The following is an 18,003-nucleotide window of genomic DNA, read 5'->3' as shown; positions in this document are numbered from 1 at the left end:
GGGGCCGGGCACCTGAGGGTGCCCGGCCCCTTCGTCATGGGCACGGCGCGGCCTCGACGGACATCGGCCGGTCCCCGCACGGGTGCGGTCTCGACAGACCTCGTCCCGTCCCGGCGCGCGCCCGCCCCGGTCAGCCCCCGCACGGACACGCCCTCGACCGGGCCCTGGTCAGTCCTCGCGCGGGCGTAGTGTCGACCGGCCGCGGTCAGCTCGTGCCCGGGTGCGGTGCCGACCGGCCCGGTCAGCTCGTGCCCGGGTGTGGTGTCGACCGGGCCCCGCTCAGCCCCCCCGCACGGGCGTGGTGGCGACCGGCCCGGTCAGCTCGTGTCCGGGTGCGGTCTCGACCGGCCCCGGTCAGCTCGTGTCCGGGTGTGGTGGTGGCCGGTCTCAGTCGGAGTCGTGGCGGGGCGGGCGCGGGCCGCCGAGTTCCACTGCTGTGCAGCGCCAGCGGAGGTCCTGGCCGAGTTCCAGCCGGAAGGCCATGGCGCGCAGCCGGTCACCCGCGCCGATGCGGGCGAAGGCCTCGATGGCGCCCGGCCGGGGTTCGCACCAGCCGATGTCGCGGACGACGGGGCGGGTGCCGCGGGTGCGCAGGGGGCCGCGTTCGGCCAGCCACGCCAGCTCGTCGTAGGCGCGGCCGCGGGTGTGGCGGAGCATCGAGTGGACAGGGCGGTGGCCGCTCAGAACGGCCACGAGGAGATCGGCGAAGACGTCGGTGGGCAGGGGCTGGGGGAGCACGGCGGGACGGGAGCCCTGGGACGGGACGCGGGCGGTGACTGTGGCGACGTTCGGGTCAGCCGGGGAGCCGGGTGCCCGCGTGGTCCGGCGGGGCGCTGTGCGGGCCGTCGGGAGGGACGGCGGACGGGTGTCCGCAGGGCGCGTACGGGTCGCCCTGGCACGACCCGAGGCGGGCGGCCGTCCGCCTGCGGCCGGCGGCCGTGCACGGCCGGTACCGGGAGAACGCGGGGGCGTGCCGCCGGCGCGAGGGGGCGCCGTGTCAGTGCTCCGGAGGGCGGCGTGGGGGGCTCCGCTCACGAGGGTGCGTGGGGCGACTCCGCTGCGCACGCCCGGGTTCGCGTCGTCGGGGGTGTGGGAGGCCGTGTTCGGGCGGGTTCGGGTCATGACCTTGTGCATGGGGGGTCCCCGTTCGTGGGTCCGGTGCATACCGGGGAGTAACTTCGGTCGGTGATCTTGTACGGGCCCGGCGGGGGCGGCGGCAAGGAAGGGCGGTTCGGGTCGCGGGGGCCGGGATGTTCACCTATCCGGGTGATGTCCTCGGGGGTGCGGCCTGTGGGTACGCGGGTGTGCCGGGTGAATTCCGGGACCGGGGTGGACGGGTCCGGGCGCACGGGGCGGGACTCGAAAGGGGACGCCCCGCACGTATCCTGAAGGCCCTCCGGAGCCGGTCCCGGACACCCTCCGGAGCCGTGCCGAGCCCTCCGTCCACGACCACGAAAGCGGCCAGCCATGCGTGTCTACGTGCCCCTGACCCTCCCCGGTCTCGCCGAGGCGTACAAGACGGGTGAGCTGGGCGCCGGGCCGCTCGTCGCCTATGCCGTGACGCCCGGGCTGCGCGAGTGGTACGCCTCCGACGACATCGAGGAACTGGAGTACGCCGCGCTCGGCCGGGCCGCACTCGCCTCGCTGCGTCTGCTGGCGGCCGAGGCCGGGGCCCCACGGCGCCGGATCGTGATCGCCGTCGACGTAGCCGACCGGGCCGCGAGCGCGGACCACGACCCGGAGGAGCCGGGTGAGGTGCGGCTCACGGGTCCGGTGCCGCTGGCCAAGGCCGCGTCCGTGCATGTCGACGCCCCGGACGCGGAGGCCGACGTGACGGCCGCCGCCGGGGCGCTGCCGGCCGCGGACGGCGGGGACGACGACGCGCAGCGCGTCGTGGACGCGGCGGAGGACCACGAGCTGCTGTGGTTCGCCACACAGGAGATCGCGAACCTGGTCGGCCGCGGGGACTGAACCCCGGGCCGTGGCGGCGGACCGAAACCGGCGCCGGGGGCGCGTTGAGGTGCCGTTCTCTTCATTGTCAGTGGGGGCGGGTACGTTTTCGGGCATGGGGATGAAGACGGGCGCGCACATCGTGTGGGACTGGAACGGGACGCTGTTCCACGACATCGACGCGATCATCGGAGCGACGAACGCGGCCTTCGCCGAGCTGGGCCTGGAGCCGCTGACGCTGGAGAAGTACCGGGAGCTGTACTGCGTCCCGGTGCCGAAGTTCTATGAGCGGCTCATGGGGCGGCTGCCGACCGAGACCGAGTGGGAGGCCATGGACGACGTCTTCCACCGGTACTACGCCGAGCACCGGACGTCGTGCGGGCTGACGGCGGGGGCCGTGGAGCTCCTGGCCGGCTGGCGCTCGTCGGGCCGCAGCCAGTCGATCCTGAGCATGTACGTGCACGAGGAGCTCGTCCCGCTGGTGCGGGGATTCGGCATCGAGCCGCACTTCATACGGGTGGACGGGCGGACCGGGCCGTCCGGCGGTAGCAAGGCCGAGCACATGGTGCGGCACCTGGCGTCGCTGAGCGGGGTGGCTGCGGAGCGGACCGTGGTGATCGGGGACGCCGCCGACGACGCGGTGGCGGCACTGCACGTCGGGGCGCGGGCCGTGCTGTACACCGGCGGGTCGCACAGCAGAGTGAGCCTGGAAGCCGTCGGTGTGCCGGTCGTGGACACGCTGGAGGAAGCGGTCGCGGAGGCGGAGCGGCTCGCCGCCTGACCCCACCCTCGCGCCGGTCGACCGCACCTTGACCGCGCTCGGCCGACCGCACCCCCGGCGCCGACCGGCGGCACCCTGACCGCGCTCGGCCGACCCCACCCCCGCGCCGGTCGACCCCACGCCCGCGCCGGTCGACCCCACGCCCGCGCCGGTCGACCGCGCCCTGACCGCGCTCGGCCGACCCCGCCCTGGCGTGCCGGTCGTCCCCGCCCTGGCCGAAACGCGGAGCGGCACTGTGCAGAACGTCAAACTTCCAGGGCTGGTTTTGTACACATACGGCTCATGACGGAGCCCCTGTAAGGAGCGATAGCCTTGGTGGCGTGATCAGCGCGATAGTTCGCGGGGACGTCGTCGTCCCTGCCCTGCGCCCGGAGAGCACGGACGACATCCGTGACCGGGCGGCAGTCGCTGGTCCTCGCGGGCGGGACGTGACATCGAGGACTCCCGGGACGCCGAGCACCACCAGGATTCAGGCGTCGCAGAGAGCAGCGTCACACCGGTGGCCCAGCTCAAGATTGGCTCAGACACCCCCGCCCATCTCGCCTCGCGGCATAGCGTCGGAACAGACCGGATACCCCGTGTCAGGACGTGAGGCCGTGAGCGCAGAGGCCGTACTTCCTTCTACGTCACGCAACGGCGCGCGACAGGAGCCAGAGGACAATGCAGACCAAGCTGGACGAAGCCAAGGCCGAGTTGCTCGAGAGGGCCGCCCGGGTAGCTGAGAACAGCCCGGTCGGGGGGCACCTACCGACCGGGTCGACGGGCGAGGAGACCCCGGACGCCCAGAAGGCACCGGACCGCGAGACCCTCCGCACGTTCCTCCAGCGCTACTACCTGCACACGGCCCCGGAGGACCTGACCGACCGCGACCCGGTCGACATCTTCGGAGCCGCCGTATCGCACTACCGGCTGGCCGAGAACCGCCCCCAGGGCACCGCCAACGTCCGGGTGCACACCCCCACGGTGGAAGAGAACGGGTGGACCTGCAGCCACTCCGTGGTCGAGGTCGTCACCGACGACATGCCCTTCCTCGTCGACTCCGTCACCAACGAGCTGACCCGGCAGGGACGCGGGATCCACGTCGTCATCCACCCGCAGTTCGTCGTGCGGCGCGATGTCACCGGCAAGCTCATCGAGGTGCTGTCGACCCCGCCCACCGGCGACCTCCCGCACGACGCGCACGTCGAGTCCTGGATCCACGTCGAGATCGACCGCGAGACCGACCGGGCCGATCTGAAGCAGATCACCGCCGACCTGCTGCGCGTGCTGTCCGACGCCCGCGAGGCCGTCGAGGACTGGGGCAAGATGCGGGACGCGGCCACCCGGCTGGCGGAGGGGCTGCCGGACGAGCCCGTGCCCGACGACCTGCCCGGACCCCAGGTCGAGGAGGCCCGCGAGCTGCTGCGCTGGCTGGCCGACGACCACTTCACCTTCCTCGGCTACCGCGAGTACCAGCTGCGCGAGGACGACTCCCTGGCCGCCGTCCCCGGCACCGGGCTCGGCATACTGCGCGCGGACCCGCAGCACGCCGGTGAGGAGAGCCACCCGGTCAGCCCGTCGTTCGAGCGGCTGCCCGCCGACGCCCGGGCCAAGGCACGCGAGCACAAGTTGCTCGTGCTGACCAAGGCGAACAGCCGGGCGACCGTGCACCGCCCGTCGTACCTGGACTACATCGGCGTCAAGAAGTTCGACGCCGAGGGCAACGTCATCGGCGAGCGGCGGTTCCTCGGACTGTTCTCCTCCGCCGCCTACACCGAGTCCGTGCGCCGCGTGCCGGTCATCCGGCGCAAGGTCGAGGAGGTCCTGCAGCAGGCCGGGTTCTCGCCCAACAGCCACGACGGCCGGGACCTGACGCAGATCCTGGAGACGTACCCGCGCGACGAGCTGTTCCAGACCCCGGTCGACGAGCTGCGTTCCATCGTCACCTCCGTGCTGTACCTCCAGGAGCGCCGCCGGCTGCGGCTCTACCTGCGCCAGGACGAGTACGGGCGCTACTACAGCGCCCTCGTCTACCTCCCGCGCGACCGCTACACCACGGCCGTCCGCCTGCGGATCATCGAGATCCTCAAGGAGGAGCTCGGCGGCATCAGCGTCGACTTCACCGCCTGGAACACCGAGTCGATCCTGTCCCGGCTGCACTTCGTGGTCCGGGTCCCGCAGGGCACCGAGCTGCCGGAGCTGTCCGACTCCGACAAGGAGCGCATCGAGGCCCGGCTGGTGGAGGCCGCCCGCTCCTGGGAGGACGCCTTCGCCGAGGCCCTCAACGCCGAGCTCGGCGAGGAGCACGCGGCCGAGGCGATGCGCCGGTACGCGCACGCCTTCCCCGAGGGCTACAAGGCCGACCACAACCCGCGCGCCGCGGTCGCCGACCTCGTCCACCTCGAGCAGCTGAACAACGAGGCCGGCCAGGACTTCGCGCTCAGCCTGTACGAGCCGGTGGGCGCCGCGCCCGAGGAGCGCCGCTTCAAGATCTACCGCACGGGCGACGCGATCTCCCTCTCGGCCGTCCTGCCGGTCCTCAACCGGCTCGGCGTCGAGGTCGTCGACGAGCGGCCGTACGAGCTGCGCTGCTCGGACCGCAGCGTGGCCTGGATCTACGACTTCGGTCTGCGCATGCCCCGCGCCACCGGCGGCGGGGACCACTTCGGCGACGACGCCCGCGAGCGCTTCCAGGACGCCTTCGCCGCCACCTGGACCGGCAAGGCGGAGAACGACGGCTTCAACGCCCTCGTGCTGAGCGCCGGGCTGACCTGGCGCCAGGCGATGGTGCTGCGGGCGTACGCGAAGTACCTGCGCCAGGCGGCGTCGACGTTCAGCCAGGACTACATGGAGGACACCCTCCGCAACAACGTCCACACCACCCGGCTGCTCGTCTCCCTGTTCGAGGCGCGGATGTCGCCGGACCGGCAGCGTGCGGGCCACGAGATCGTGGACGCGCTGCTGGAGGAGGTCGACGCGGCCCTCGACCAGGTGGCCTCGCTCGACGAGGACCGGATCCTGCGGTCCTTCCTGACCGTCATCAAGGCGACGCTGCGGACCAACTTCTTCCAGGAGGCCGCGGGCGGCAAGCCGCACGACTACGTCTCCATGAAGTTCGACCCGCAGGCCATCCCCGACCTGCCGGCGCCCCGCCCGGCGTTCGAGATCTGGGTGTACTCGCCGCGCGTCGAGGGCGTGCACCTGCGCTTCGGCAAGGTCGCGCGCGGTGGTCTGCGCTGGTCCGACCGGCGTGAGGACTTCCGCACGGAGATCCTCGGCCTGGTCAAGGCGCAGATGGTGAAGAACACCGTCATCGTGCCCGTCGGCGCCAAGGGCGGCTTCGTCGCCAAGCAGCTGCCCGACCCGTCCGTGGACCGGGACGCGTGGATGGCCGAGGGCATCGCCAGCTACAAGACGTTCATCTCGGCGCTGCTCGACATCACCGACAACATGGTCGCGGGCGAGGTCGTGCCCCCGGCGGACGTCGTCCGGCACGACGAGGACGACACCTACCTCGTCGTCGCCGCGGACAAGGGCACCGCGACCTTCTCCGACATCGCCAACGGCGTCGCCGAGAACTACAACTTCTGGCTCGGTGACGCCTTCGCCTCCGGCGGTTCCGCCGGCTACGACCACAAGGGCATGGGCATCACCGCCCGCGGTGCCTGGGAGTCCGTCAAGCGGCACTTCCGCGACATGGGCGTCGACACCCAGACCGAGGACTTCACGGTCGTCGGCATCGGCGACATGTCCGGTGACGTGTTCGGCAACGGCATGCTGCTCTCCGAGCACATCCGCCTGGTCGCGGCCTTCGACCACCGGCACATCTTCATCGACCCGACCCCGGACGCCGCCACCTCCTACGCCGAGCGCCGCCGCCTCTTCGAGCTGCCCCGCTCCAGCTGGGAGGACTACAACACCGAGCTGCTGTCGGCCGGCGGCGGCATCTTCCCGCGCACGGCCAAGGCGATCCCCGTCAACGCGCACATCCGCGAGGCCCTCGGCATCGAGGCCAAGGTCACCAAGCTGACCCCGGCCGACCTGATGAAGGCCATCCTCCACGCGCCGGTGGACCTGCTGTGGAACGGCGGCATCGGCACGTACGTCAAGTCCTCCACCGAGTCCAACGCGGACGTCGGCGACAAGGCCAACGACGCCATCCGGGTCGACGGCAAGGACCTGCGCGTCAAGGTCGTCGGCGAGGGCGGCAACCTCGGACTGACCCAGCTCGGCCGGATCGAGTTCGCGCTGCAGGGCGGCCGGATCAACACCGACGCCATCGACAACAGCGCCGGCGTGGACACCTCCGACCACGAGGTGAACATCAAGATCCTGCTCAACGGCCTGGTCAGGGACGGCGACATGACCGTCAAGCAGCGCAACAAGCTGCTCGCCGAGATGACCGACGAGGTCGGCCGCCTGGTGCTGCGCAACAACTACGCGCAGAACACGGCGATCGCCAACGCCCTCGCCCAGTCCAGCGCCATGCTCCACGCCCAGCAGCGCTTCATGAAGCACCTGGTCAGGGAAGGCCACCTCGACCGGGCGCTGGAGTTCCTGCCCAGCGACCGGCAGATCCGCGAGCGGCTCGCCCAGGGCCAGGGCCTGACCGGGCCGGAGACGGCCGTACTGCTGGCGTACACGAAGATCACGGTCGCCGAGGAGCTGCTGCACACCACGCTGCCGGACGACCCGTACCTGAGCACCCTGCTGCACGCGTACTTCCCGAAGGAGCTGCGCGAGCAGTACCCCGAGCACCTCGTCTGCCACCCGCTGCGCCGTGAGATCACCACGACCGTGCTGGTCAACGACACGGTGAACACCGGCGGTACGACGTATCTGCACCGGCTGCGCGAGGAGACGGGCGCGTCGCTGGAGGAGATCGTGCGGGCGCAGACCGCGGCCCGGGCGATCTTCCGGCAGTCGCCGGTGTGGGACGGGGTCGAGGCGCTCGACAACAAGGTCGACGCAGAGGTCCAGACCCGCATCCGGCTGCACGCCCGGCGCCTGGTGGAGCGTGGCACGCGCTGGCTGCTCAACAACCGGCCGCAGCCGCTGGAGCTCACCGGGACGGTCGACTTCTTCGCCGACCGGGTCGAGCAGGTCTGGGGGCAGCTGCCGAAGCTGCTGCGCGGCGCCGACCTGGAGTGGTACCAGAAGATCTACGACGAGCTGACGGGCGCGGGCGTCCCGGAGGACCTCGCCACCCGGGTGGCCGGTTTCTCCTCGGCCTTCCCGACGCTCGACATCGTCTCGATCGCCGACCGCATGGGCCGGGAGCCGATGGACGTCGCCGAGGTCTACTACGACCTCGCCGACCGGCTGCGCATCACCCAGCTCATGGACCGCATCATCGAGCTGCCCCGCGCCGACCGCTGGCAGTCCATGGCCCGCGCGGCGATTCGAGAGGACCTGTACGCGGCGCACGCGGCGCTGACGGCCGACGTCCTGGCGGTCGGCAACGGCACCTCGACGCCCGAGCAGCGCTACAAGGCGTGGGAGCAGAAGAACGCGGCGATCCTCGGCCGCGCCCGCACCACCCTGGAGGAGATCCAGGGGTCCGACGCGTTCGACCTCGCCAACCTGTCGGTGGCGATGCGCACGATGAGGACGCTGCTGCGCACGCACTCGTAGCGCGCACGTCATGAGAGACGCCCCGGGCCACGATCGGCCCGGGGCGCCTCTGCTTGGCGTGCGGCGGGGCGCCTCTGCTTGGCGTGCACTGAGGCGTCTCTGCCGGGCGCGCGGCGAGGCGCCCCTGCTGGGCGTGCTGGGGCGCCTCTGCTTGGCGTGCGGCGGGGCGCCTCTGCTTGGCGTGCGGCGGGGTGTCTCGGCTGGGCGTGCTGGGGTGTCTCTGCTTGGCGTGCGGCGAGGCCGCCCCTGCTGGGCGTGCGGCGGGGTGTCTCCGCTGGGTGTGCTCGGCGTGCCTCGGGGCGGGGCGTTACTTCAGCGCGCTCGCCACCAGCCGTGCGGCCCGCTTCACCCTCGGGCCGGCCACTCTGCGTACCGCCGGGCGGATCAAGCGGGCCGTCACTCCCGTGGGCTCCCAGCGGACCTGGAGGCGGCCCGGGCCGTGGCCCTCCGGTTCCACCGTCAGCTGGTGGGACGGGACGCGTGTCGTCAGGACGGGGAAGGCCAGGGGGGCCAGCAGCAGGCCCGTGTGGGACAGGCCCTGGTGGTGGAGGCGGAGCAGCGGGTGGCGGATACCCGCGAAGCCGTGGAGGGGGAGTTCGGCCGCGGCGAGGTCCAGGTGGGCGTGGCCCTCGAAGAGGCCGGGGCGGACGGGGGAGAGGCGGAAGTGGACGTGGAGGCGACGGCCCCCCGGTGAGATGAGGAGCGTCGCGCGCAGCGGGCCGACGGGGAGGCGCAGCCCCGGGTCCCAGGTGCGGATCGTGAGGTCGACCGAGGCGCCCGGCCCCCGGGTGATCTCCTGGATCTCGTGCCGGAACTGCGCGCCCGGGAAGGGGCAGGTCTCCAGCTCCAGCTCGGAGATGTCCAGTTCGCGGCGGGACCACTCCGACTCGGGGACCCGGTCCCCCCAGTAGGTGCGGCCGGCCGCGTCGGAGGTCACGCGCCGCGGGCCCACCGTGTGGCCCAGGCCCCGGGCGGCCAGGCGCGCTTCCGTCAGGCGGCGGTCCCGGATCAGCTGGATGACGACGCGTTCGAGGCGCGGGAGGCGGGCGAACGCGCCCGGTGTCAGCGTGTCGAGGTAGGGGGTGACGAGGTCCGCGAAGGACGTCAGCCAGGCGTCGTCCCGGTAGGGCAGGTCACCGGCGTACATCCGGAAGTCGTGCTTGAGGAACTTGTGGTCCTTGTCCTCCCGCAGCGACTCGTGCCCGCTCTCGGCGAGGAACGCGTCGATGAGGTGCTGGACGTGGATCCGGTCCCGGACGTTGGCGAGCTTGTGCCGCTGGTTCGATATCGAGGCCGCCTCGGAGGCCGCGAAGGGCGCCACGTACCAGCGGTAGACGGGTTCCGGGACGATCGTGAAGCTCTTGGCCAGGCAGTACGCCTGCGCCGAGAACAGCTGGTCCTCGTAGTGGATGCCCTCGGGGAAGCGCAGCTGATGCCGGTCGAGGAAGGAGCGGGCGTACATCTTGCTGGTGGACAGGTGCTCGAAGAACAGGCGCGGGTCGGCTTCGATGCCGTCGAGCGTGCGGCGCTCGGCGACCAGGTGCGGCATCCACGTCGAGCGGCGGCCGTTGTCGACCCGTACCCGCTGCACCGCGCCCATCGCGAAGTCGATCTCGCGTTCGCGGTGTGCGGCGAGCAGCAGCTCCACGGCACGGGCGGGCAGTTCGTCGTCGCTGTCGAGGAACATCAGGAACGGCGCCCGCGCGATCTGCAGGGCGCGGTTGCGCGGGGCGCTGCAGCCGCCGCTGTTCCGCTCCAGGCGGAGGTGCCGGACCCGGGGGTCCTGGGCCGCCAGCCGCTGGGCCACCGCCGGGGTCTCGTCCGTGGAGTGGTCGTCGCTGATGATGATCTCGAGGTTGGCGTGGGTCTGGCGGCGGACGGACTCGACCGCGCGGGTGAGGCGTTCGGCGTCGTTGTAGACGATGACCGTCACGGTGACGTCGGGGGTGCTCATGCGGTCGCCTCCTGCGGGGTGGGGGCCGGGGTGCGCTCCTCGATCGGCAGCACCGGCGGCAGGTCACGTTCCTCCTGGCCGAGGAAGACCCGGCGGACGACGCGTTCGGCGGCGCGTCCGTCGTCGTACTCGCAGAACCGGCGCCGGAAGACGGCCCGGGTCTTGGCGGCGCTCTCGTCGTGCCAGGCCTCGGTGGTGAGGATCTCCGTCAGCTCCTGCTGGGTGCGGGCGACCGGCCCCGGGGCTTGGTCCATGAGGTCGAAGTAGACGCCGCGGGTGGTGCGGTACGTCTCCCAGTCGTCGGCGTGGATCACGATCGGCCGGTCGAGGTTGGCGTAGTCGAACATGATCGACGAGTAGTCCGTGACCAGGACGTCCGCCGCCAGGCACAGCTCCTCGACGGGGTCGTAGGAGGAGACGTCGATGATCCGGCCCGTGCGGCGCAGGTTGGTCAGCGGGGAGGCGGCGCCGCCGTAGAAGTAGTGGCCGCGCACCAGCAGGACCGTGTCGTCGCCCAGGTGGTCGGCGAGGGCGGCGAGGTCCAGGCGCGGGGTCCAGCCGGCCTCGTAGTCGCGGTGAGTGGGCGCGTACAGGACGGCACGGCGGCCCGGGGCGATGCCGAGGCGGTCGCGGACCGCGCGGATGTCGCCTGCGCCGGCCGTGTAGTAGACGTCGTTGCGCGGATAGCCGTGGTCGAGGGAGACGTAGCGCGACGGGTAGGCGCGCTCCCACATGCGGGTGGTGTGGCTGTTGGCGGAGACGCTGTAGTCCCACTTGTCGATGCGTTCCAGCAACGCCCGGAAGTCCAGGCCCTGCGCGGCGGCCGGGAACGCCATCTGGTCGAGGCCCATGCGTTTCAGGGGCGTGCCGTGGTGGGTCTGGACATGGATGGCGTCGGGGCGTTTGGCCACGGCGTTGGGGAAGTTGACGTTGTTGACCAGGTACTTGGCGGTCGCCAGCACCTCCCAGTAGCGGCGGCTGCCGGGCACCACGTGATCGGTGCCGGGCGGCAGGAGGGCCGCGTTCTCCTCGGTGACCACCCACACGGCGTGGATCTGCGGGGCGAGTTCGGCGAGCTTGGCGGCGATGGCGGCGGGGTTGCAGGCGACACCGCGGTTCCAGTACGCCGCGAACACCGCGAGGTGCGGGTTGACGGGACGGCCGAGCGCCCTGCGGTACTGGTGGTCGCGGAGCCTGGCCCCGGCCTGGCGCCTGCGGGCCCGTACGGCCGACCTGGCGCCGCGGCGGGCGCGGTTGACGGCCTGGAAGGCCCGGTACTTGGCGTAGGCGCCCTCCTCCAGCAGGGAGCGGCGGACGCCTTCGAGTCCCGCCGGGCGGCGGTGGTCCTCGGGCCGGCGGCGCACGGCGGCCAGGGACGCCCGGCGGAAGAACTCCCGGGCGACGTCCTCCGGCATGCCGCCGCGTGCGAAGGTGCGCAGGCAGTCGCGGACCATCAGGTCGTAGAGCACGGTGTGCGCGGCGCGCCGGTCGCGGGTGAGGTCGAGGAGCGACTCGTAGCGCTCGACCAGGGCGTACCGCTGCTCCGGTGTCACCGGGGGGAGGCTCGCGGGGCGCAGCCGGCGGTCCTCGTAGGCGACGTGCGGCAGGCAGGCGACGCGGCGGGCGAGCAGCAGGGCGGCCAGGGCGGCGTACGGCTCGTCGTCGGTGCTGATGCGCGACTCGTGGGCCCGCCAGAAGTCGGCGCGCAGGACGCGGGTGCCGAGCAGCGGGGTGAGGCGCAGCAGGGGCGCGCAGTCGTCGAGGAGCACGTCGGCGTGGCCCGCCCGGGCCAGGAGCGGGCCGTCCGGGGAGGGCAGGCCGGAGGTGTGCCAGGTGCTGCGGACGTGGTCCAGCACGAGGACGTCGACCTCGCCGGGGAGCTCGGCCACCCGTTCCGCGACCGTGCGCGGGGTGCCGGCGGGCAGGCCGTCCTTGGCGTGCACGAAGTGCAGCCAGCGGCCGGACGCGCGGGCCGCGCCCGCGGCCCTGGCCGCCGCGTCACCGGTGCCGTCCGGCAGCGGCACGACCTGGACGTCCGGGGTGTGCCGCTCGGCCGTCTCCCGGGCCCAGTCGCCCACCGCGGCCACGATCACCTCGGCGTCCGCGAGGGGGTGGGCGGCGAGGGAGTCGAGGAGTTCCGTCAGATGGTCCTGGACGTTCGGCCCGTGGACGATCACACTCAGCTCGGCCATGCCTGGGGCCCCCTCTCGCAGCTGCACCGTATGCGGTCATGCTGCCATCAACGGGGCAAAAGGGCCGATCGGGTGGGCCTCACGAGGGAACGGCGGCCTTCGGCTTGGGCTTGGGCTTGGGGGCCTTCTCCCCGGTGAACGCCTCGTACTCCTTGAGGACGTCGTCCGTCGGCCCGTCCATGCGCAGCTCACCGCGCTCCAGCCACAGCACCCGGTCGCAGGTGTCGCGGATCGACTTGTTGTTGTGGCTGACCAGGAACACCGTGCCCGCGTGCTTGCGCAGCTCGCGGATGCGCTCCTCGGACCGCTTCTGGAAGGAGCGGTCGCCGGTGGCCAGTGCCTCGTCGATCAGCAGCACGTCGTGGTCCTTGGCCGCGGCGATGGAGAACCGCAGCCGGGCGGCCATGCCGGAGGAGTACGTGCGCATCGGCAGCGTGATGAAGTCGCCCTTCTCGTTGATGCCCGAGAAGTCGACGATCTCCTGGTAGCGGTCCTTGACCTGCTCGCGGGACATGCCCATGGCCAGGCCGCCGAGGTGCACGTTGCGCTCGCCGGTCAGGTCGTTCATCAGGGCGGCGTTGACGCCGAGCAGGGAGGGCTGGCCGTCGGTGTAGATGTGGCCGTTCTCCACGGGCAGCAGACCGGCGACGGCCTTCAGCAGGGTCGACTTGCCGGAGCCGTTGGTGCCGATCAGGCCGATCGCCTCGCCCCGGTAGGCGACGAAGGACACGTTCTTCACGGCGTGCACCCGGCGTACGCCCGACGCCTTCTCGGTCTGCCTGCGGCGCACGATGCGGTTGAGGGCGGCGGTCGCGGAGCCCCGTCCGGCGCCGGTGCCGTTGAGGCGGTAGACGATGTCGACGCCGTCGGCGACGACGGTGGGGATCTTCTCGCTCGGGTGCTCAGCCACGGCCGTAGGTCTCCTCAGCCTTCCAGAAGTAGATGAAGCCGCCGACGCCGGCCAGCAGCGCCCAGCCGACCGCGATCGCCCAGACGTGGGCGGGCAGTTGGCTCGCGTGGAAGCTGTCGATCAGGGCGAAGCGCATCAGGTCGATGTAGATCGCGGCCGGGTTGGCCGCCAGCAGCAGCTTGACGACCTGCGGCAGATGGTCGTTCTGCGCCAGCTTGTCGAGGCTCCACATGACGCCCGAGGCGTACATCCAGGTGCGCAGGACGAACGGCATCAGCTGGGCGATGTCCGGGGTCTTGGCGCCCCACCTGGCCATGATCATCGACACGCCGGCGTTGAAGGTGAACTGCAGCACCAGCGCCGGGAGCGCCAGCAGCCAGGACACCCCGACCGGCACGCCGAAGCAGAGCAGGATGACGACCAGCGCGCCCATCGAGAACAGCAGCTGCTGGAGCTGCTGGAGGCAGAAGGAGATCGGCAGCGCGGCGCGCGGGAAGTGCAGGGCACGCACCAGGCCGAGGTTGCCGGAGATCGCGCGGGTGCCCGCCATGATCGAGCTCTGCGTGAACGTCCAGACGAACACGCCCGTGACCAGGAACGGGACGTAGTCCGGGACGCCGTGCTTGGTGCCGAGCAGCACGCCGAAGATGAAGTAGTAGACCGCCGCGTTCAGCAGCGGGGTCATCACCTGCCAGAGCTGGCCGAGCTTCGCCTGGCTGTACTGGGCGGTGAGCTTGGCGGTGGCGAACGCGGCGATGAAGTGGCGGCGGGCCCACAGTCGGCGGACGTACTCGGGCAGGGAGGGCCGCGCGCCGCTGACCGAGAGGCCGTGGCGGGCGGCGAGGGCCGCGAGGTCGTGGTCGGCCGGGGCCGGAGCCTGGGGCTGGGGCGGTGTGTGGAGGACCGTACTCACATCCGCTGCTTTCGCTCGGGGGAGGGGCGTGGGTGGGGCCTGGGAGTCCAGGAGGTCCGGGGAACGGGTTCTCACCGGACTCTTCACGAACTCTTACGTCGGGACGGGACCGTATCGTCGTAACGGGAGCGTACGACGGGCGAACGTCGGAACGCAACCGTTTCGTCGTGACGCCCTATGCTGTCGGCATGACGACGAAGCCCGACGAGCCCCAGCAGCCCCCGCGCCGCCGGGCCCCCGCGGGGGCGGCCGTACTGCGGGAGGACGTGACCGAAGCGATCCGGGCGGCCGTCTTCGAGGAGCTCGCGGCCGTCGGCTACGCGCGGATGTCCATCGAGGGCATCGCGCGCCGGGCGGGCGTCGGGAAGACGGCGGTGTACCGCCGCTGGCGCTCCAAGCTGCACCTGGTGCTCGACATCGTCTCGGCGCTCGCCGTGCAGGGCCTGCCCGCGCCGGACACCGGCTCCCTGGAGGGCGACCTGCGGCTTCTCTACGAGGTGACGTCCCGCGCCCTGCGCCACCCGGTCGCCTCGCAGGTCATCCCCGACCTCCAGGCGGAGGCAGCGCGCAACCCGGAGATCGCCGAGGCCCTGCAGAAGGCCCTGCGGGAAGGCCAGGACGGGGTCGCCACCGGCATCGTCACGGCGGCGGCACGCCGCGGTGAACTGCGCGAGGGCATCGACCGCGACCTGGCCCTCGACCTGATCTCGGGCCCGCTGTACTGGCGCTCGGTGGTGATCCGCAGCCCGAGACTGCCCAAGGGATACCTGGGCGCACTGGCCCGGGCCACGGCGGAGGGCCTGAAGGCGTTGTGAGGGGCTCGCGACCGGCTCGGGCCGGTCAGCCCCGCCGCGCCTCGGGGTGCAGGCGCACCCAGCCTTCCCACGCGGACGTGATCATGTCCTGAACGTCCAGGCGGGCCTTCCAGCCCAGCTCCGCGGCCGCGCGGTCGGCGGAGGCGACGACACGGGCCGGGTCGCCGGGGCGGCGGGGGGCGACGGCCGGCGGCCGGTCGTGGCCGGTCACCGCGTTGATGCGGTCGATCATCTCCCGGACGGAGACGCCCTCGCCCCGGCCGATGTTGAGCGTCAGGTCGCGGCCCGGGGAGGAGCGCAGCACCCGGGCCGCCGCGACATGCGCCTCGGCCAGGTCCACCACGTGGATGTAGTCGCGTACGCAGGTGCCGTCCGGGGTCGGGTAGTCGTCACCGAACACGCGCGGCGGGGCGTCCTGCGTGAGCTTCTCGAACACCATCGGCACGAGGTTGAAGACGCCGGTGTCCGCGAGCTCCGGGCCCGCCGCGCCCGCCACGTTGAAGTAGCGCAGGGACGCCGTCGCCAGCCCGGTCGCCCGGCCCGTGGCACGCACCAGCCACTCACCGGCCAGCTTGGTCTCGCCGTACGGAGACAGCGGCGCGCACGGCGTCTCCTCCGTGACCAGGTCCACGTCCGGCATGCCGTACACCGCCGCCGAGGAGGAGAAGACGAACGACGGCACCTCCGCCGCCGTCACGGCCTCCAGCAGGACCCGCAGGCCCTCGACGTTCTCCCGGTAGTAGTGCAGCGGCCGTTCGACGGACTCGCCCACCTGCTTCTTCGCCGCGAGGTGGACGACGCCGGTGACTGCGTGGTCCGCGAGGGTGCGGGCGAGCCGCTCGGCGTCCAGGGTCGAGCCCACCACCAGGGGCACTCCGTCGGGCACGCGCTCGGCGATGCCGGTCGACAGGTCGTCGTACACCACCACGCGCTCGCCCGCCGCGGTCATCGCCCGTACGACGTGCGCGCCGATGTAACCGGCGCCGCCGGTGATCAACCAGGTCATGTGCGGCCGTCCCCTCGTCCGTTGGCCCGTGGTGGTGGTGCTGTGCGCTGAACCGTCGCGGTCGTCGTCCCCTGCGTCGTGTCTTCAGTGAAGCAGGCGGCGCAGGCGTGCGCGTACCACCGACAGCACACCGCGGACGCCGGGGGCCACCCGCAGCGCCAGCGCGCCGGAATGGGTGGCGTACGGCTGCACGAGCATCACGCCCCGCCGGGCGTTCGGGACGGCGCGGCGGCGCAGCAGACCGGCGCCCCGCAGAGCGTGCGCCGTGACGTCGCGGCTCGCGCCGTCCTCGAAGCGGACCCGCAGGCGCAGGTCCCAGGTGCCCGGGCCGAGGGCGGCCAGGGCGGGGAGGTCGACGGCCGTCTCCGCCGACCAGGTTCCGGCGGCCCCGCCGGCGCCGGAGCCGGTGGCGCACGGCACGAGCGCCACGGCCGCACCGGGCACCACCACGTCCCCGTCGTCCCGGTGCCGCCACTCCACGTCCACCGCCGCCGGCCCCGCTTGCGCCACCCGCCCGTACAGCTCGTGCAGGCGCAGCCGCAGCCGGGTGCCCCGCAGGCCCGGCCGCAGCTCCGCGTCGACAGCGAGGGGCAGCGCGCGCACCGGTCTGGTCCGCAGGGGCTCCAGGGAGACCTGCGGGAGCTTCTCCGACCAGACGGGCGTGCCGTCGGCGGTGCGGGCGTACGGCGGGCACAGCCGGGCCGGGCGGGCCGCGAGCTCCCGCAGCCGGGGCAGGTCGCACGGCTGCGGGGAGGCCAGGACGACCTGCCCCACCAGCCGGCCGGGGGCGGCCGGGTTGCGGGCCCAGTCGTCGGCGTCGTACTGCGCGAGGTGCGCCCGGGTGAGCTCCCACCACGCGTTCCGGTAGGCGGCGTTGCGCAGCCCCAGTTCGCGCACGTACATCCGCAGGTCGTGGTCGAGGAACTTGGCGCGCACGGCCCGCGCGAGTTCCTTCTGCCCGGCGCCCAGCAGCACCTCGTACGCCTGCCGGCACGCCTCGGTGCGGGCCCGCCAGTTCTCGACGCCCGCCCGGTCCAGGGAGATCGACAGCCGCCCGGCGGACCGGCGCACGTGCCAGAGGTAGACCCGGTCCGGGACCAGGGCGATGCGCGGGCCCGCGGCCAGCACGCGGGCGGTGAACACCACGTCCTCGTACGGGAAGCGGCCCTCGGGGAAGCGGATGCCGTGCGCGCGCAGGAAGTCGGTGCGGTAGAGCTTGTTGACGCAGAGCGTGTCGTGGACCAGGCGCGGTCGCCGCGCGGGGTGCGGAACCACGGCGTGCAGCGCGTAGAGGCGCTCCTGCCAGGCCACTTCGCGCCCCGACGGCAGCTCCCGGCGTACGCACAGACCGCCCGCGACCTCCGCGTGCGCGCCCTCGGCCGCGCGGAGCAGCGCCTCGACCGCGCCGGGCGGCAGGACGTCGTCGCTGTCCAGGAACATCACGTACGGCGCGGTCACGGCACCGAGTCCGGTGTTGCGGGGGGTGCCGCAGCCGCCGCTGTTGACGCGGCGGCGGATCACCTTCAGGCGGGGCTCCGAGGCGGCGAGCCGTTCCAGCAGGGCGGCGCTGCCGTCCTTCGAGCAGTCGTCGACGGCCACCACCTCGCGCACGGCCGGTCCCTGCGCGAGCGCCGAGCGCACGGCGTCCGTCACGTGCGCGGCGTCGTCGTAACCGATCACCACGACGGCCACCCGGGCACGCGGCTCCCGGGTCGCTTCCTCGGTCTCGCCCTCGGTCCCGCTCTCGGTCACACGCGCGGTCTCACGCCCGGTCTCACTCTCGGCATTCATCACGGCGGATCGTAAGCCGGGCGAATGACATGAAAGTGATAACACACCATCAAAACCTCTCGAAGTGGTGTATCCGGC

General features: G+C 72.5%; 11 protein-coding genes. 4 read left to right on the top strand and 7 right to left on the bottom strand.

What is annotated here, in order from left to right; translation table 11 throughout:
* Positions 1-387: 387 nt before the first annotated feature.
* Positions 388-738 carry an Rv3235 family protein gene (locus tag ACFV20_RS29065; RefSeq protein ID WP_385661690.1) on the bottom strand — a complete coding sequence of 117 codons (351 nt, stop codon included), beginning with the start codon at positions 736-738 and terminating at the stop codon, positions 388-390.
* Positions 739-1,467: 729 nt separating this feature from the next.
* Between ACFV20_RS29065 and ACFV20_RS29060 the strand changes: the two genes are divergently transcribed.
* The 3 genes from ACFV20_RS29060 (at position 1,468) to ACFV20_RS29050 (ending at position 8,344) form a co-directional block, all read left to right on the top strand.
* Positions 1,468-1,971, top strand: coding sequence for a DUF6912 family protein (locus ACFV20_RS29060; protein ID WP_385661687.1), 504 nt, complete (start codon positions 1,468-1,470; stop codon positions 1,969-1,971).
* A 94-nt stretch (positions 1,972-2,065) separates the two neighbouring features.
* Complete coding sequence (locus ACFV20_RS29055) at positions 2,066-2,731, top strand: HAD family hydrolase (protein WP_385661685.1); 666 nt, start codon at positions 2,066-2,068, stop codon at positions 2,729-2,731.
* Between the two features lie 660 nt (positions 2,732-3,391).
* Positions 3,392-8,344 carry an NAD-glutamate dehydrogenase gene (locus ACFV20_RS29050; protein WP_385661683.1) on the top strand — a complete coding sequence of 1,651 codons (4,953 nt, stop codon included), beginning with the start codon at positions 3,392-3,394 and terminating at the stop codon, positions 8,342-8,344.
* A 307-nt stretch (positions 8,345-8,651) separates the two neighbouring features.
* Here the strand turns inward: ACFV20_RS29050 and ACFV20_RS29045 are convergent, their stop codons facing one another.
* From ACFV20_RS29045 to ACFV20_RS29030, 4 genes are all read right to left on the bottom strand, one after another.
* The gene (locus ACFV20_RS29045; RefSeq protein WP_385661680.1) at positions 8,652-10,298 is read right to left on the bottom strand and encodes a glycosyltransferase family 2 protein; all 1,647 of its coding nucleotides are present in this window, start codon (positions 10,296-10,298) and stop codon (positions 8,652-8,654) included.
* The gene (locus ACFV20_RS29040; RefSeq protein WP_385661678.1) at positions 10,295-12,490 is read right to left on the bottom strand and encodes a CDP-glycerol glycerophosphotransferase family protein; all 2,196 of its coding nucleotides are present in this window, start codon (positions 12,488-12,490) and stop codon (positions 10,295-10,297) included. The genes ACFV20_RS29045 and ACFV20_RS29040 overlap by 4 nt, the downstream gene beginning before the upstream one ends.
* Positions 12,491-12,569: 79 nt before the next feature.
* Positions 12,570-13,400, bottom strand: coding sequence for an ABC transporter ATP-binding protein (locus ACFV20_RS29035; protein ID WP_385661675.1), 831 nt, complete (start codon positions 13,398-13,400; stop codon positions 12,570-12,572).
* Positions 13,393-14,313 carry an ABC transporter permease gene (locus ACFV20_RS29030; RefSeq protein ID WP_385661673.1) on the bottom strand — a complete coding sequence of 307 codons (921 nt, stop codon included), beginning with the start codon at positions 14,311-14,313 and terminating at the stop codon, positions 13,393-13,395. The genes ACFV20_RS29035 and ACFV20_RS29030 overlap by 8 nt, the downstream gene beginning before the upstream one ends.
* 188 nt (positions 14,314-14,501) lie before the next feature.
* Between ACFV20_RS29030 and ACFV20_RS29025 the strand changes: the two genes are divergently transcribed.
* Positions 14,502-15,128: a TetR/AcrR family transcriptional regulator gene (locus ACFV20_RS29025; protein WP_385661670.1), complete on the top strand. Its 627-nt coding sequence runs from the start codon at positions 14,502-14,504 to the stop codon at positions 15,126-15,128.
* A 25-nt stretch (positions 15,129-15,153) separates the two neighbouring features.
* Here ACFV20_RS29025 and galE read toward each other — a convergent pair whose 3' ends face one another.
* Both galE and ACFV20_RS29015 read right to left on the bottom strand, forming a co-directional pair.
* A complete protein-coding gene (gene galE, locus ACFV20_RS29020; RefSeq protein WP_385661667.1) occupies positions 15,154-16,134 on the bottom strand; it encodes a UDP-glucose 4-epimerase GalE in 981 nt (326 codons plus the stop codon).
* A gap of 84 nt (positions 16,135-16,218) precedes the next feature.
* On the bottom strand, positions 16,219-17,925 hold the full coding sequence (locus ACFV20_RS29015; RefSeq protein WP_385661664.1) for a glycosyltransferase family 2 protein: 1,707 nt from the start codon (positions 17,923-17,925) through the stop codon (positions 16,219-16,221).
* Positions 17,926-18,003: the final 78 nt, after the last annotated feature.

The sequence above is a fragment of the Streptomyces sp. NPDC059696 genome, from assembly GCF_042733745.1.
GTDB lineage: Bacteria > Actinomycetota > Actinomycetes > Streptomycetales > Streptomycetaceae > Streptomyces.
The sequence above is the reverse complement of the archived record's forward strand: the minus strand, read 5'-3'. Positions and strand labels throughout refer to the sequence as shown.

Coding starts and splice junctions, on each gene's coding strand:
- ACFV20_RS29060 (WP_385661687.1), top strand. CDS start 1,468: ATGCGTGTCTACGTGCCCCTGACCCTCCCCGGTCTCGCCGAGGCGTAC.
- ACFV20_RS29055 (WP_385661685.1), top strand. CDS start 2,066: ATGGGGATGAAGACGGGCGCGCACATCGTGTGGGACTGGAACGGGACG.
- ACFV20_RS29050 (WP_385661683.1), top strand. CDS start 3,392: ATGCAGACCAAGCTGGACGAAGCCAAGGCCGAGTTGCTCGAGAGGGCC.
- ACFV20_RS29045 (WP_385661680.1), bottom strand. CDS start 10,298: ATGAGCACCCCCGACGTCACCGTGACGGTCATCGTCTACAACGACGCC.
- ACFV20_RS29040 (WP_385661678.1), bottom strand. CDS start 12,490: ATGGCCGAGCTGAGTGTGATCGTCCACGGGCCGAACGTCCAGGACCAT.
- ACFV20_RS29025 (WP_385661670.1), top strand. CDS start 14,502: ATGACGACGAAGCCCGACGAGCCCCAGCAGCCCCCGCGCCGCCGGGCC.
- galE (WP_385661667.1), bottom strand. CDS start 16,134: ATGACCTGGTTGATCACCGGCGGCGCCGGTTACATCGGCGCGCACGTC.
- ACFV20_RS29015 (WP_385661664.1), bottom strand. CDS start 17,925: ATGAATGCCGAGAGTGAGACCGGGCGTGAGACCGCGCGTGTGACCGAG.